The organism is Brevundimonas sp. (genome assembly GCF_035627475.1).
Taxonomy (GTDB): domain Bacteria; phylum Pseudomonadota; class Alphaproteobacteria; order Caulobacterales; family Caulobacteraceae; genus Brevundimonas.
Genome location: NZ_DASPLR010000035.1, coordinates 1 through 13,954, shown reverse-complemented (window position 1 = coordinate 13,954; position 13,954 = coordinate 1). Strand labels below are relative to the sequence as shown.

The following is a 13,954-nucleotide window of genomic DNA, read 5'->3' as shown; positions in this document are numbered from 1 at the left end:
GGGCGTATAGAGGAGGAGTCCTCGTCCCGTCAAGACTCGGTCCGCGCAACGGAGCCGTTCAGCCGCCGTTCAATTGCCGCCATATATTCCCATTAGCCATGAGAGCGAAGATCAACCCCGGGACCGCCATGAAGCCTTCCGTACTTGTCCGTGTCGCCGCCACCGCCGCGCCGGTCGTCGCCGGCGCACTGTTCCTGGCCGCGCCCGTCGCGCCGCAAGCCGCGATGGCGCCCCAGTCCAGCGAGGACACCGTCCTCCCCGGCTACTGGGAATACACCACCAGCGCCGTCGGCGTGCGCGATACCGAAACCAAATGCGTGCGCCCCAGCGAGATCAACCGCTTCTTCGGCGGCCTGTCGACGCGCCGCTGGCAGTGCACCTATCCGGTGCGCCAGGTCGGCAACGGCAACGCCCGGTTCGAAGGCACCTGTCAGGACCGCAAGGGCCGGCGCGTCAACGTCCGCCTGAACGGCACCTACGAGCAGGAGAGCTTCAGATTCCGCGGCGGCGCCCAGCTGGCCCGCGGCACGCCCTACCTGCCGGCCAGCATCACCGCCCGCCGGCTGGCGGCCCAGTGCCCGGCCAACGCCGAGTATTTCTAGGCCTCGAGCGGCGCGCTGATCGTCACCTGATAGGTGGTCTGCTCGCCCGAGGGCTGGGTCAGGCTGACGTATTCTCCGACCACGAACCGTTCGTCGCCGAACCGGTAGCCGACGGCGTCCTCGGCCTCGCCGGGGAGGTCCACGATCCAGTGGCCGCCGGCGTACCGCAGCCGTCCCTTGGCCCGGGTCGCGCCATCGCTGAACCGGCGGGCGTAGGCCCGCTCAGGCTCGGCCCGCCAGGCCTCCACATCCAGCCGGCCGTCTGCGTCCAGCGGGGCGACGATGTCGTAACCCTCGCCGGGATCCCCGGCCGGGGTCTCCGGCGCCCGCGCCATCTCTAGTCGGACATGGTAGAATTCGGTCATTGCGCGTTCCTCGTAACGGTCCTCGATGGACCATGCGGACAGGAACCTCATTGACGGCGCCATGGCTCCGCCCGCAACTGGGGAACATCCCGGAGGAGGACTTATGAGACTCGTTCAGACGCTGGCGATGACGGGACTTCTTGCACTCGGCGCATGCGCGGCCGGTACGGGCGAGGAGCCCGCGAGGCCCGTCGACTCGACGCCGTTCGGCTCTGTCGCCCTGGGCGGCAACCTGGTCCGGCTGAGGTGCGCAGGCTGTCACGCCGTGGAGCGGACCGGCGACAGCCCGATGAAGGCCGCCCCGCCCTTCCGCGAGATGGGCCGCACCTACCCCGTCCGCGATCTGCAGGAAGCCCTGGCCGAGGGGCTGGTGACGGCGCACCCGGCCATGCCCCAGATCGAACTTGAGGCCAGCGAGGTCGCCGACGTCATCGCCTACCTCGAATCCGTCTCCGGCACGGGCGGGGGCGGGCCCAATTGAGAAAAGGCCCGGGATCGCTCCCGGGCCTTTCGCAGTCAGCGATCGTCGCCCCTTCAGGCGGCTTCGGCTTCTTCCGCGGCCTCGGCGGCGGCGATGACGGCCTTCTTGGCGCTCAGCGACTTGCCGAGCAGCTCGACGGCGGCGTCCTTGTCGATGCGGTTGGCCGCCGCGACTTCGCGGGCCATGCGGTCCAGCGCCGATTCATACAGCTGCCGCTCCGAATAGGACTGTTCCGGCTGGCTGTCGGCGCGGTGCAGGTCACGGACCACCTCGGCGATCGAGATCAGGTCGCCCGAGTTGATCTTGGCTTCGTATTCCTGGGCCCGGCGCGACCACATGGTGCGCTTGATGCGGGCGCGACCCTTCAGCGTGGTCAGCGCCTTGGACACGACATCGTCGGCGGCCAGCGAACGCAGGCCGGCGGTCTTGGCCTTCTTGGTCGGCACCCGCAGGGTCATCTTCTCGTGGTCGAAGGTCACGACATAGACCTCCAGCGACATGCCCGCGACTTCCTGGGTCTCGACCGCCGCCACCTTGCCGACGCCGTGCGCCGGATAGACGACCGCGTCGCCAACCTTGAATTCCAGACCAGTCTTGTTCGTCATGTCATTCCTTTCCCGGCCCAAAAGGCGGAGCGAGGCGCATACGTGGAAACGACGGCGGGCGTCCCGCGGCGAGGGCCGCTGGCGTGCTTGTCAGTCGTAAAAACGGAAACGGATCACCAAACCTCTGGCCGATCCCGCCTGCGTGGGCGGGATTCTGTCGCAAACGCGGGCGGCGCGAAGAAATCGCAGACCGCCCGACCCAATGACAGTAACCTATCACAAATCTGCGGAATTTCAAAACGTCCACAGCGTCAGTACGCGGAACGCCGTAAATCCTCTCCGGATTGTGAACCGGCCCGGCTCGCCCGGGAGGACAGCGGTCAGGAACCCTTGCCGGGCTTGGGCGAGAAGTATTTCTCGAACTTGCCGGTCTCACGCTCGAACTGTGCGGCGTCGGCGGGCGGCGCGCCCTTGACCGTGATGTTCGGCCAGACCTTGGCGTATTCGGCGTTGACCATCAGCCATTTGCCGTCGGGCTCGTCCTCGGTGTCCGGCTTGATGGCGTCGACCGGGCATTCCGGCTCGCAGACGCCGCAGTCGATGCATTCGTCGGGCGCGATGACGAGGAAATTCTCGCCCTCGTAAAAGCAGTCGACCGGACAGACCTCGACGCAGTCCATGAACTTACATTTCACGCAGGCGTCGGTGACGATGTAGGTCATTGAGCGGAAAGCGTTCGCGGTTGCAGGGGACGGGTTGCGCAGATGACCCCGGAGACCCCGCCTGTCAACTCGGTGGGCGGACGTGACGCATCCCGGACGGGGTTGCGATGCGGGCGGGGCGCTCTATCTGTATCAAGCTCGATTGCAGATCGTCCATCATCACAGGATTTCGCCCCATGCGTCTCGTCTCCCGCACCGCCATCGCCGCCGCCGCCTCGATCACCCTTCTGACCGGCGGCGCTGTCGTCGCCCAGGCGGCCCTGACCCGGGCTCCGGCCGAGGTCCGGGCGGGGGCCTATGCGCTCGATTCCGACCACGGCAAGATCACCTGGTCGGTCAGCCATCTCGGGTTCTCGACCTACAAGGGCCAGTTCGTGAACGTCGACGCGGACCTGACCCTTGATCCGGCCAATCCATCCGCGGCGACCCTGACCGCGACCATTCCGCTGACGGAGGTGGATTCCAACTCGGATGGCCTCGACGCCCATCTGCAGACGGCCGATTTCTTCGACACCGCCAATCACCCGGTCGCGACCTATGTCTCCCGTTCGGTGACCGTCGACCCGACGGCTCCTGACCGGGCCACCGTGGTCGGCGATCTGACACTGCGTGGCGTCACCCGGCCGGTGACCATGATGGTCCGGTTCAACCAGGCCGGTCCGTCGATGGGCGGCGCCTATCGGGCCGGCTTCGACGGCGAGGCGACCATCAAGCGGTCGGACTTCGGCATCAACTACGCCCTGCCGGTTCTGGGCGACGAGGTGAGCCTGCATATCGAGGGCGAGTTCATTCGCCAGTAGGCGGCCGCGGCTCCATGAGCGAATACAGGGCGCGGGCCTCTTCGGGCGGTCCGCGCCTTTCGCCCATCTGCAGCACCCGCAGATCAAACACCCGGCCGCCGAGGGCGAAGACCAGGCCGTCCCCGACGTGGACGCTGCGGCTGGCCTTGTCGAGCCGGGTCTGCACGCCGTTGTGGGTGAGGCGCACCGCGCCCCGCTCGACCATGGCGGCGGCCAGGGAGCGGCTTTTCGCGAACCGCGCCCGCCACAGCCAGACATCGATGCGGCAACTGGCCTCGCTCACTTGCCGGCCCGCCTGCGGGGCCGCTTCCGCCGCCCGGGCGTCGCCGGCGGGGCCAGCACGGACAAGGCCGCGAATGGCGAGTCCGCCGCCGGCTTCGGTCCCCGGCCGGGACGATCGGGCTGCTGGGCCCGGGTCGACTTCAGCGCCGCGGCCAGCGTCCTGGCGTCTTCGGGCGTCAGGCCCAGTTCGGCCAGGTCCGCCTCGGCCAGGACGCCCTTGTTGCGCGCCCGCCGCTCGGCCAGCGACTCCAGCATCTCCACCCTGGCGGCGACGCGGCCGACGGCGCGCAGGCCGAACGCCGACAGCAGGCGCGCCGACGGGGCCGCCTCCGGCAGGGCGGTCAGCGTCCCTGCGCCTGGTCGGAACGGCTCTCCCGCCACAAACGCCCGCGCCACCGTCGCGCCGCGCCCCTTCATCAGCGCCGGCAACCAGACCGAATGGGCGCCCAGCCGCACGCCGAAGGTCTTCAGGGTGCGGCGCTCGACCTGGCTCAGCGCCGCCAGGTCGCGCTCGACGTCGCGCCGGTCGATCACCCCGCCGGCCTCGACCAGCCGGAAGGCCACCCCGCGCGGCAATCCCTTCAATGTGCCGTTCTCGACCGCCGTCTTCAGCCGCCGCAGCGCCCGCAGGGCGCGTCCGGCCTCGCCCGCCAGCCACGCTTCGAGCCGGCGCTGCGCCCGCTCGCGGGCCGCGACGGGCCCCAGCTCGCCCAGCAGCCGCACCCGCGGCGCGAACCAGTCGCCGCCGGCGATCTGTCCGGCCTGCACGCCGCGCCACAGCACCGCGCCGTCGGAGGTCACGGCGAAGGCGTCGTCCGCATCCGCCGCCAGCCGGCCCAGCCGCCGGGCGATTTCGGGCGTCACCGCCTGCCGCGCCGCGTGGCGCAGGGCCCGATCCTCCAGCGCGCTGGCGCCCTTGTCGATCTGGAAGTCGACGCCTGTCAGCCGCCCGACCGCATGGCCCTCGACCACCACCGCGCCGTCCGCGTCGACATCCGCGACCGTGTCCTCGCGCACGTTCAGGGCCCGCATCAGGGCGGTGGTGCGGCGGTCCACGAAGCGCGCCGTCAGCCGCTCGTGCAGCACGTCGCTGAGCCGCTCCTCCAGCGCCCTGGTGCGGTCCCGCCAGCCCTGCGCCTGATCCAGCCAGTCGGGCCGGTTGGCGATGTAGCTCAGCGTCCGCACCCCGCTCAGCCGGGCCGACAGCTGGTCGATCTGGCCGTCGTCGCGGTCGAGATCGGCAAGCCGCGGCGCGATCCAGTCGGCGGTCAGCCGCCCCCGCCTGCCGGTCAGGGCCTCGAAGATCTCCTTCGCCAGCCGGGCGTGCTCGTCCAGCGTGGTCTTCTGGAAGTCGGGCAGCTGGCAGGCTTCCCACAGCCGCATGATCGCCCCGCGCGACCGGCCGACCCGGGCGACGTCCTCGTCCTTGATCAACCGGCGCAGCAGGGTCTCGTCAAGCGCCGGCTGCGTCAGGCTCAGGCCCCGCACGCCGGGCGTCACCACCAGCGAGCGCAGCAGGTCGTTCAGGGTGTCGAAATCCAGCCGGGCGTTGCGCCACTCGGCCGCCTCGACCGGATCGAAGCGGTGCTCGACCACCTGCTCGACCAGATCGGGGTCCAGCTCGATCGCCTCGCCCGTCACCCCGAAGGTGCCGTCTCTCAGGTGCCGCCCGGCCCGGCCGGCGATCTGGCCGATCTCGTGCGCGTGCAGCCAGCGCGTCCGCCGCCCGTCGAACTTCCTCAGGCCGGCGAAGGCGACGTGGTCGACCTCCATGTTCAGCCCCATGCCGATGGCGTCGGTCGCCACCAGGAAGTCGACCTCGCCCGACTGGAACAGCTCGACCTGGGCGTTGCGGGTGCGCGGGCTGAGGCTGCCCATCACCACCGCCGCCCCGCCGCGCTGGCGCCGGATCAGCTCGGCGATGGCGTAGACCTGCTCGGTGCTGAAGGCCACGATGGCGCTGCGCCGGGGCAGGCGGGTCAGCTTCTTCGATCCGGCGTAGGACAGCGTCGACAGCCGCTCGCGCGACACGATCTCGACGTCGGGAACCAGCGACCGGATCAGCGGCGCCATGGTCCCGGCCCCGAGGAACATGGTCTCGAACCGGCCGCGGGCGTGCAGCAGCCGCTGGGTGAAGACGTGCCCCCGCTCCGGATCGGCGACCAGCTGGATCTCGTCGACCGCCAGGAACTCGACCTGGCGCTCCATCGGCATGGCCTCGACGGTGCAGACGAAATAGTGGGCCCGGGGCGGGACGATCTTTTCCTCGCCGGTGACCAGGGCCACCGCCGCCGCGCCGCGCCGCTTGACGATCCGGTCGTAGATCTCGCGCGCCAGCAGCCTCAGCGGCAGGCCGATCATGCCCGAGGCGTGGCCCAGCATCCGCTCGACCGCCAGATGGGTCTTGCCGGTGTTTGTGGGGCCCAGCACCGCGACGACGCGCGAGGGGGCCAGGCCTGTGGCGCGGTCGCTCATGATACGGAAAAGGTGGCTCTTCCCGCCCGGTTCCTCAAGCGGCGCCGGGACGATCCCGTCGATCGGTAAACAGCAAGGCTCGATCTGGCGGAACAGGGGCGAAACGAATCAGGACCGAATCACCGACACGGCCCGATTCGGGATTTGTTCCCCACAAGATATTGTATCTTAAAGGCGATTAACCACAACAGCGAAGGTGGTCGAGCGGAAGCGGTGCCGGCTGGCCCGCAGAGGTGCAGTGATTTTCGCCCCCGGCCCCGCTTCCCCCGCGCGCCGTGACCCGCTAGGTCACCGCCGATGGCCCCGTAGCTCAGCTGCATAGAGCAAGGCTTTCCTAAAGCCGAGGTCGCAGGTTGGAGTCCTGCCGGGGTCGCCATCGCACTGTTGAGCCAGCACAGGAATGCTGCGACCGTGAAGGCGGAGGGTTGGGGTTCTTGTCGTTCTGGCTTTCCCTCTCCGCCGCAGCCGGTCTGGCGCTCGCCCAGGAGCCGGCCCGCGACTGGGGAGAAGCGCTTCGGACAGATGCCGCCGCGGCCCATTCAGCGATAGCCGGCAGCCATCCGGGCATGGTCAATCCGGACGACCCGGACTTCGCCTGGATCAACGAGACCCAGTACGCGCTGGCGCTTGAGCGGGCCGAAGAGGCGGACAGCTTCGCGGACTACTTCTACGCCATGCAGCATTACGTCGCTGCGTTCAACGACGGACACCTTGGGTACGGCGTGTTCGGGTCGACACCCGACAATGAGGTGAAGTGGCCCGGGTTCATTGTCCAGGACGATGGCGACAGGGGCCTCGTGGTGACGCTCGCGGAGGACTGGTCCGGAGTTCCTGTCGGGGCTCGCATCGTCGCCTGCGACGGGCGCGACGCCTTCCAGGTCGGCGACGATCGTATCGGCGCCCGGTTCGGGCGGTGGGAGCTGGCGTCGCAGCGGGCGATGTTCGGGCCGATGGTCATGCTCGACACCGGCGACCCCTATGTCCGGCCGATAGGACGGTGCGTCGTCGAAACAGCCGCCGGCAGCCGATCGGTCGAACTCGACTGGCGGGAGGGCGGTCCCGGCTTCTACGGTCGCTACAACGTCTTCCCGGCGCCCGGACGGCGTTTGATCGTCATGCGCCGGCTCGAGGACGGAACCTACTGGATTTCGCTCCCCACCTTTAACGGCAATCCCGAGAGCGACGACGGACAGGCCCTACGCACGGTCCTTTCCGAGATCGGCGGGCAGGCTGATGCCCTGCGTCTGGCGCCCGCAATTGTCTTCGACCTTCGCGGCAACGGGGGCGGCTCGTCGGCATGGTCGGCCGAGATTGCGAGGGGTCTCTGGGGCGAGGGGGCCTTTCAGCGCGTGCCCGAGCCCCCGATGACGGTGGTCTGGAGAGCGTCCTTGGGCAATCTGCAGTCCCTGCGGAACGCCTTCCGGGAACGCGACGCCAACGGCAACCTCTCGATCGACACAAGGGCATGGTACCTCAGGTCCATCGCGGGGTTGGAGGCGGCGATAGCCAATGGCGACGACCGCTGGGTGATCGCGCCCTCTCCGGACGGGGGCGCGGGCGCCGACGGCGGAGATCTGTCCTACTATTCGCCGCGAGGGAACGTGTTCGTCCTCACAGACGAGTCATGCATGTCGGCCTGCCTCGATGCGGTCGACCTTTGGACACGTCTGGGCGCGACACCCGTCGGGCGCGAAACGGGCGCCGACACAGTCTACATGGAGATACGCAGCGTCCGCATGCCGAGCGGTCTGGGCAGCATGTCTTTGCCAATGAAATTCTACATCGGCCGGGAGCGCGGACACAATGAGCCGGTCAAGCCCGCTCATCGCTTTGACGGCGACATGAACAACACGGCGGCGCTTGAGGCGTGGATCCGATCGCTGCTGGACTGACGCAGGTGCTCCACTGGGCCAGCTCGGCGCCCGACCCGAGGTCTCCTTCGTCGAGCCCTGCAGCTTCGGTTTTAACAGCGGCGCCTTCATTGATATCTGAGGCCGCGTGTTGAGATCTCAGTCGCAGCGTTTCGCCGGATCACCTCCAAAGCTTCGTCGGTCGAGCACGTGGAGTGGCAGTTAGTCAGTGTGTCACCCGCCCACCCTGGGGGTCGAAAGCTGATGTCGGCCATCGCATGTCTGCCCGCGCCCCCAAACCGCCATGCTTGCCCTTCATCGCTGCCCGGCGTATCAGCCCCGCAACAAAAAATACCCCGGGAGACGCCGCTTATGGGCAAGACGCTGTTCGATTCCCCGTCCTTCGCGAACCACGAAGGCGTCCACGCCGTCTTTGATGAAAAGACCGGCCTGCGTGCGATTATCGCTGTTCACTCGACGGCGCGCGGCCCGGCCGTCGGCGGCACCCGGATGTGGAACTACGCCTCCAGCGCCGAGGCGCTCGAGGATGTGCTGCGCCTGTCGCGCGGCATGAGCTACAAGAACGCCGTCGCGGATCTCGAGATGGGCGGCGGCAAGTCGGTCATCATCGGCGACAGCCGCACCCAGAAGACCCCGGAACTGTTCCGCGCCTTCGGCCGCGCCGTCGACACCCTGGGCGGCATCTACTACGCGGCGGAAGACGTCGGCGTGTCGGTCGCCGACATCGCCGAGGCCCGCAAGGTCACCCCCTATGTGCTCGGCCTGAAGGACGGCCCCGAGGCCTCGGGCGACCCGTCGCCGGTCACCGCCGAGGGCGTGTTCCGCTCGACCCTGACCGTCGCCCGCCGCCTGTGGAAGCAGGACGACCTGACCGGCCTGACCATCGCCCTGCAGGGCATCGGCCACGTCGGCGGCTATCTGGCGGACAAGCTGCACGCCGCCGGCGCGAAGCTGGTGATGACCGACGTCAACACCGCCCTGCTGGCCGAGGTCGCCGCCCGCACCAACGCCGAGGTCGTGGCCCCCGACGCCATCTATGACGTCAAGGCCGACATCTACGCCCCGTGCGCCCTCGGCGCGACGCTGAACCCGCAGACGCTGGACCGCATCTCGGCCAAGGCCGTCGTCGGCGCCGCCAACAATCAGCTGGCCACCCCCGACATCGGCCAGATCCTGTTCGAGCGCGGCGTGCTCTACGCCCCCGACTATGTCGTCAACGGCGGCGGCATCATCAACGTCGCCTCCGAGATGAAGGCCCGCCAGACCGGCGGCGCCTACGATCCGCAGTGGGTCGAGGGCAAGCTGTCGCGCCTGATGGAGACGCTGGAGGAAATCCTCGAACGCTCCGCCGTCGAGAAGCGCCCGACGCACGAGATCGCCGACGCGATCGCCGAAGCCCGCATCAACGCCGCCCGCGACCAGAAGGCCGAGCAGCGCAAGGCGGCCTGAGCGCGAACCTGTGATCCTTCTCCCCTTGGGGGAGGGCGTACGGCAGCGCTCCGTCAGAATCGGACTGACTCTCCGCCTCCCTCTCCCGATGGGAGAGGGCTTGAGCGCACGGCGGCGTGGCCGTCGTTCTGGCGCTCAGGGGTGAGGGGCGACCGGAGCAGGCGGCTTCGCCGCTCAACCAGCCGACCCTCATCCGGCGCTGCGCGCCACCTTCTCCCATTGGGAGAAGGGTCAGATACGCCCTCCCCCTCGCTTTCGTCATCCTCCGGCGAGCGCAGCGAGACCGGGGGACCCAGCGGCGCGCGCGAGCGCGACCCTGTCGGCAGCGCCGTCGCGGCCTCCGCCTCTCACCCGACCGCCCGTGTGTCGCCGCCGTCGCGGCGCCGCAGGGTCCCCCGGTCACGGCGCTGAAGCGCCTTGCCGGAGGATGACGAAAGTTCAGAGGGTCCGCCGGTACGTCCCGCGCTTCTCACCGAAGCTCAGCCAGCCCCGGTCTCTCAGCACCTGCAGCTGCTGGCGGATTTTCGGGCGGACGTTGTTGTTGTCCGGATACAGCGCCGCCAGCCGGGACTCGTGGGCGTAGACCTCGTCGAGGGTGAACTCGGGCCGCCCGACCGCCTCCACCGCGCCCATGACGGCCAGCAGCCAGCCGCGCGCCTCCGGCCGGGTCTCGCGCAAAAACAGCGTCGCGGCCCAGGCGGCGCGGACCTCGGCCTGCGGGCGCGGCGCGCCGTGCCGGATCAGGGGGATGCGGCCGGCGGCGGGGACGTCCTTCAGCCGGATGGTGCAGCCCTGCCAGCCGGCGCGGCGGGCGTCGGGGCCCAGCGGCGCGCGCGGCCGGATGATCGCCTCGGTGAAGAAATGGCGCGGCACGACGATCAGCTCGCTGACGCGATGCGCCGCCCGGTCGTAGCCCATGACGAACAGGCTGGGATTGTTCGCCGCCGCCAGCCGCTGCTTCATGGCCCCCCACGCCCCGGCGGGCAGCACCCCGGCGACGGCGCCCTGCCCGGACTTGAGCTCATACTCCTCGCCGCAGGCGGCGCAGCGGAAGTCGCCGACGCGGGTGTTGTTGGGCAGGGACGGCAGCCGGTCGGCCGGACAGGCGGGGCAGAAGCCGTTCTCCGCCATCCAGCCCTCGGTCAGATGGCGCGCCTGCTGGGTCGCGCTGGTGTAGGCGGCGCTCGGCTCGGCGAAGCCGAGACTGCACCACGAGTTGGTATCGTCCCCCATCCACCCACCGTAGCGGGTAGGTTGGCGGGGGTCAGCCCCGGATGCCCTCTCCGATTGGGAGAGGGCCTGAGCGCCCGCGAGCGCAGCGAGCGGCTGCGCGAAGGGGTGAGGGTCGGATGGCTACGGAGGGGTTCCCGTCGGCCGACGCTGCGGCGCGGTCAGTGCCGGGGCTGGAAGCCGTAGCCCCTCACCCTTTCGCCTTGCCGATCGCCCTGCGGGCTCCCGGAGGCTCAAGCCCTCTCCCGCCGGGAGAGGGTCGCCTTATCAGCCCTTGCCGCGCGAGTAGGTTTCGATCTCCTCACCGTCAGCGTCGAGGGCCACGACATGGCGGGCGTCGAACTCGACCACGCCTTGCTCTTTCCACTTGATAGAGGGGTCGCCGTCATAGGCCAGGTCGACGGCCTCCTCTAGGGAGTCGGCTTCGACCTCGGTGGTGTAATCGACGTAGGCGTCGACGCGAGAGAGGATGGTGAACTTGGGCATGGTGCGAGCCTCCCGCCAAGACCATACCTGCGCGACGAAAAAGCTTCTACCAACCCAAGATTGGTGACCAACTAGTCAGTCAGGAAGCTTTCTCACGTCGATGTTTATCAAACCGCTGGGTTGAGCATTGCTCGGCCAAATCAACAACGATGCTTCGGTTGCGCTTCGGAAGAACAGAGCCGCTTGACGACGGTCTGCGCCCAAGAGAGAAGCACCCGCCTCAGATATCCATCCGCCGGCACAAAGGGGTTGACGCTGCAACGTCCCCGTATACACCTTCCCGTTGATCGTAATTTCTATACGTGCGCCTACATCAACAGATATTACGCCCTGTCCCACAACAGACTCATACTTCCCAAGCACCCAATCCGAACCACTTTCGATCCAGTATCGGCTGGATATTCCAACGATTCTTTGAAACTCGACAAAATCCTTTTCAGACTCCTTCCGAACTTTCGCGATCGCCTCTGGTATCAACTTACGCTGCTCTATCACAGCCGCGCTGGCGCGAGCATGCTGCTCTTCATCCTCGCTCCAATCAGTATCCTCGATGAGCTTCTCCGCTCTCCCAACAAAACCTTCAGAAGCCAAACTTCTAGCTAAATTGGCAGTGGCCAAGAGCTCTCCCTGCGCGGCAGCTTGGTCCATATAATCATGATGTACGGCAACCTTGCCGAACGAATGATACAGGATTCCCAAGTTGTTTTTGCTATGGGCATGGCTTGGATCGGAATCTATTATTTGGTGATAGTGCTGACATGACAACGCACTAAAAGCCGGATGATCGCCATATGTATATGCAATATCAAAACGCCGATTTCGATCACCAGGCGCATACCTTATTGCGACCTCACGCAGAAGAACGTGAGTAAATGGATTCTGTTTATCCTCATTAAGGCTGGCCACCTCAAGAAGAAGCTTAGCTGCCAAATCAGCATCTGCTCCATCTGATATTGCCGAGCGAACAAAATCGAGCGCTCGCCCGATGCCTCTCCACGAGAAATAGAATCTGGCTGCTTCGATGTAAGCTTGCCCATCTTTCGCGAAGCCATGCTTGTCGATCAACTCCACGACTAGGGCTTCCGCCTCTTCATACCCTCCAAGCGCGGCTGCTCGCCGCAAGAGGAAGATACGGGGCCATATCCAGTCAGGATGCTGATCGCCAAGGGCTTGGAGTTCTTGGTCCGCGCCACCTACCCCCAAGTCACGTCTACGCTCGACATAGATGGCCTCCCAGAAATCGGGGTCGGCATCGTAAGCGTCGTCACTGGCACGAAATGCGGCAAATCTCGCCGCCAGAATTGCGGGGTCTTGGACGAAATAGAAATGGTCATCCGCCACACTAGGCTTCGGAAGAGCGTCATCCCCCGACTCGACCAGCGTTAGCGCGGCTGACTTGGAGTCGTCGGCGAGGCGGGTCGCGGGGGAGGGACTGTCAAGAGACACGGAGTCTATCGCTCCCGACCTCTCGATCCGGGCTTCAAACCCACCCGGAGCTTTGAGGTGGAGGTTCGCCTCTTTGAGAGCTCGAATGATGGCTCTTATTGAGAACGGCGCAACGCAAAGAATGACGATGATGCCCACGGGCCAAGCGAGCGCCTTGATAATCTCGACCATGGTCCCCCAACTTCGCTGTCGACTTCGCAACTAGACAGCTTTTGTCGCGCGACGTCAGCCCCCCCCGTATCCCTCGGGTTGTGTCCCCTACCTTCCCTTCCTGAACGCCTCCGCCTTCTCCGCCGCGGCATCCGCCCGCCAGCGCTTCGGCGCGCTCCTGTCCACGGCCTCCCCCTCCCCCGTCAGCACTTCGTTGGCGAACTCCAGGTCCATCAGCTTCATGCGCTTGATCTCGTCGCGCAGGCGGGCGGCTTCCTCGAATTCGAGGTTGGCGGCGGCGTTGCGCATGCGGCCTTCGAGGTCCTTGAGGGCGGCCTGGAAGTTGGAGCCTGTGAAGGGCTTGGCCTCCTCCTTGACGCCCGGCGCGGTCAGCTGGTCGAGGGCGCGGGACTCATAGGGGCTGGCCATGATCTCGCGGATGTCGCGCTTGACCGACTCCGGGGTGATGCCGTGTTCGCGGTTGTACTCTTCCTGCTTGGCGCGGCGGCGGTTGGTCTCGGCGATGGCGCGCTCCATCGAGCCGGTCATGCGGTCGGCGTAGAGGATGACGCGGCCGTCGACGTTGCGGGCGGCGCGGCCGATGGTCTGGATCAGCGAGGTCTCGGAGCGCAGGAAGCCCTCCTTGTCGGCGTCGAGGATGGCGACCAGGCCGCACTCGGGGATGTCGAGGCCCTCGCGCAGAAGGTTGATGCCGATCAGGACGTCGAAGGCGCCCATGCGCAGGTCGCGCAGGATCTCGATGCGCTCGAGGGTGTCGACGTCGGAGTGCATGTAGCGGACGCGGACGCCCTGCTCGTGCATGTATTCGGTCAGGTCCTCGGCCATCTTCTTGGTCAGGACGGTGACGAGGGAGCGGTAGCCGTTGCGGGCGACCTGTTTCACCTCGTCGATGACGTCGTCGACCTGGTTGCGGGTGTCGCCGCTGACCGGGCGGATCTCCACCGGGGGGTCGATCAGGCCGGTGGGGCGGATGACCTGTTCGGTGAAGACGCCGCCGGTGCGCTCCATCTCCCACGGGCCGGGGGTGGC

Annotated in this window: 14 protein-coding genes and 1 tRNA gene; 6 read left to right on the top strand and 9 right to left on the bottom strand. The window is 67.4% G+C overall.

Translation table 11 applies throughout. The features are described from left to right. Positions 1 to 98: 98 nt before the first annotated feature. Positions 99 to 602 carry a DUF3617 domain-containing protein gene (locus tag VEA62_RS09475; protein WP_324820921.1) on the top strand — a complete coding sequence of 168 codons (504 nt, stop codon included), beginning with the start codon at positions 99 to 101 and terminating at the stop codon, positions 600 to 602. Here the strand turns inward: VEA62_RS09475 and VEA62_RS09470 are convergent. Further along, positions 599 to 967, bottom strand: a complete 369-nt coding sequence (locus VEA62_RS09470; RefSeq protein ID WP_324820919.1) for a hypothetical protein — start codon at positions 965 to 967, stop codon at positions 599 to 601. The two genes, VEA62_RS09475 and VEA62_RS09470, sit on opposite strands and share 4 nt — an antisense overlap. 103 nt (positions 968 to 1,070) lie before the next feature. On the opposite strand from VEA62_RS09470, the gene VEA62_RS09465 reads away from it, so the two are divergent. Next, positions 1,071 to 1,448 carry a c-type cytochrome gene (locus VEA62_RS09465; RefSeq protein WP_324820917.1) on the top strand — a complete coding sequence of 126 codons (378 nt, stop codon included), beginning with the start codon at positions 1,071 to 1,073 and terminating at the stop codon, positions 1,446 to 1,448. A gap of 53 nt (positions 1,449 to 1,501) precedes the next feature. Here VEA62_RS09465 and VEA62_RS09460 read toward each other — a convergent pair whose 3' ends face one another. Both VEA62_RS09460 and fdxA read right to left on the bottom strand, forming a co-directional pair. After that, positions 1,502 to 2,053: a CarD family transcriptional regulator gene (locus VEA62_RS09460; RefSeq protein WP_168046434.1), complete on the bottom strand. Its 552-nt coding sequence runs from the start codon at positions 2,051 to 2,053 to the stop codon at positions 1,502 to 1,504. A gap of 320 nt (positions 2,054 to 2,373) precedes the next feature. Then, the gene (fdxA, locus tag VEA62_RS09455; RefSeq protein ID WP_324820914.1) at positions 2,374 to 2,715 is read right to left on the bottom strand and encodes a ferredoxin FdxA; all 342 of its coding nucleotides are present in this window, start codon (positions 2,713 to 2,715) and stop codon (positions 2,374 to 2,376) included. A gap of 176 nt (positions 2,716 to 2,891) precedes the next feature. Between fdxA and VEA62_RS09450 the strand changes: the two genes are divergently transcribed. Further along, complete coding sequence (locus VEA62_RS09450) at positions 2,892 to 3,515, top strand: YceI family protein (RefSeq protein WP_324820912.1); 624 nt, start codon at positions 2,892 to 2,894, stop codon at positions 3,513 to 3,515. On the opposite strand, the gene VEA62_RS09445 is transcribed toward VEA62_RS09450, so the two are convergent. Both VEA62_RS09445 and VEA62_RS09440 read right to left on the bottom strand, forming a co-directional pair. Beyond that, complete coding sequence (locus VEA62_RS09445; protein WP_324820910.1) at positions 3,502 to 3,798, bottom strand: RNA-binding S4 domain-containing protein; 297 nt, start codon at positions 3,796 to 3,798, stop codon at positions 3,502 to 3,504. The two genes, VEA62_RS09450 and VEA62_RS09445, sit on opposite strands and share 14 nt — an antisense overlap. Then, positions 3,795 to 6,272: a helicase-related protein gene (locus VEA62_RS09440; protein WP_324820907.1), complete on the bottom strand. Its 2,478-nt coding sequence runs from the start codon at positions 6,270 to 6,272 to the stop codon at positions 3,795 to 3,797. The genes VEA62_RS09445 and VEA62_RS09440 overlap by 4 nt, the downstream gene beginning before the upstream one ends. A 299-nt stretch (positions 6,273 to 6,571) precedes the next feature. Here VEA62_RS09440 and VEA62_RS09435 point away from each other — a divergent pair. From VEA62_RS09435 to VEA62_RS09425, 3 genes are all read left to right on the top strand, one after another. Then, positions 6,572 to 6,648 (top strand) — tRNA-Arg (locus VEA62_RS09435). Beyond that, positions 6,626 to 8,164, top strand: a complete 1,539-nt coding sequence (locus VEA62_RS09430) for a hypothetical protein (RefSeq protein ID WP_324820904.1) — start codon at positions 6,626 to 6,628, stop codon at positions 8,162 to 8,164. The genes VEA62_RS09435 and VEA62_RS09430 overlap by 23 nt, the downstream gene beginning before the upstream one ends. Positions 8,165 to 8,494: 330 nt before the next feature. After that, entirely contained in the window at positions 8,495 to 9,592 is a 1,098-nt protein-coding gene (locus tag VEA62_RS09425) for a Glu/Leu/Phe/Val dehydrogenase (RefSeq protein ID WP_324820902.1), read from the top strand. Between the two features lie 438 nt (positions 9,593 to 10,030). Here VEA62_RS09425 and VEA62_RS09420 read toward each other — a convergent pair whose 3' ends face one another. From VEA62_RS09420 to VEA62_RS09405, 4 genes are all read right to left on the bottom strand, one after another. Beyond that, entirely contained in the window at positions 10,031 to 10,825 is a 795-nt protein-coding gene (locus VEA62_RS09420) for a DpnI domain-containing protein (protein ID WP_324820900.1), read from the bottom strand. Between the two features lie 264 nt (positions 10,826 to 11,089). After that, positions 11,090 to 11,308 (bottom strand): hypothetical protein, encoded by a 219-nt coding sequence (locus tag VEA62_RS09415; RefSeq protein ID WP_324820898.1) that lies wholly within the window; start codon positions 11,306 to 11,308, stop codon positions 11,090 to 11,092. 75 nt (positions 11,309 to 11,383) lie between these two features. After that, entirely contained in the window at positions 11,384 to 12,925 is a 1,542-nt protein-coding gene (locus VEA62_RS09410; RefSeq protein WP_324820896.1) for a hypothetical protein, read from the bottom strand. 87 nt (positions 12,926 to 13,012) lie between these two features. After that, a partial coding sequence (locus tag VEA62_RS09405) for a helicase-related protein (protein WP_324820894.1) occupies positions 13,013 to 13,954 on the bottom strand: 942 nt, incomplete at its 5' end.

What these genes read in the sequence shown, in the direction of transcription:
- VEA62_RS09475 (WP_324820921.1), top strand. Translation starts at nt 99, where the DNA reads ATGAGAGCGAAGATCAACCCCGGGACCGCCATGAAGCCTTCCGTACTT.
- VEA62_RS09470 (WP_324820919.1), bottom strand. Translation starts at nt 967, where the DNA reads ATGACCGAATTCTACCATGTCCGACTAGAGATGGCGCGGGCGCCGGAG.
- VEA62_RS09465 (WP_324820917.1), top strand. Translation starts at nt 1,071, where the DNA reads ATGAGACTCGTTCAGACGCTGGCGATGACGGGACTTCTTGCACTCGGC.
- VEA62_RS09460 (WP_168046434.1), bottom strand. Translation starts at nt 2,053, where the DNA reads ATGACGAACAAGACTGGTCTGGAATTCAAGGTTGGCGACGCGGTCGTC.
- fdxA (WP_324820914.1), bottom strand. Translation starts at nt 2,715, where the DNA reads ATGACCTACATCGTCACCGACGCCTGCGTGAAATGTAAGTTCATGGAC.
- VEA62_RS09450 (WP_324820912.1), top strand. Translation starts at nt 2,892, where the DNA reads ATGCGTCTCGTCTCCCGCACCGCCATCGCCGCCGCCGCCTCGATCACC.
- VEA62_RS09440 (WP_324820907.1), bottom strand. Translation starts at nt 6,272, where the DNA reads ATGAGCGACCGCGCCACAGGCCTGGCCCCCTCGCGCGTCGTCGCGGTG.
- VEA62_RS09425 (WP_324820902.1), top strand. Translation starts at nt 8,495, where the DNA reads ATGGGCAAGACGCTGTTCGATTCCCCGTCCTTCGCGAACCACGAAGGC.
- VEA62_RS09420 (WP_324820900.1), bottom strand. Translation starts at nt 10,825, where the DNA reads ATGGGGGACGATACCAACTCGTGGTGCAGTCTCGGCTTCGCCGAGCCG.
- VEA62_RS09415 (WP_324820898.1), bottom strand. Translation starts at nt 11,308, where the DNA reads ATGCCCAAGTTCACCATCCTCTCTCGCGTCGACGCCTACGTCGATTAC.
- VEA62_RS09410 (WP_324820896.1), bottom strand. Translation starts at nt 12,925, where the DNA reads ATGGTCGAGATTATCAAGGCGCTCGCTTGGCCCGTGGGCATCATCGTC.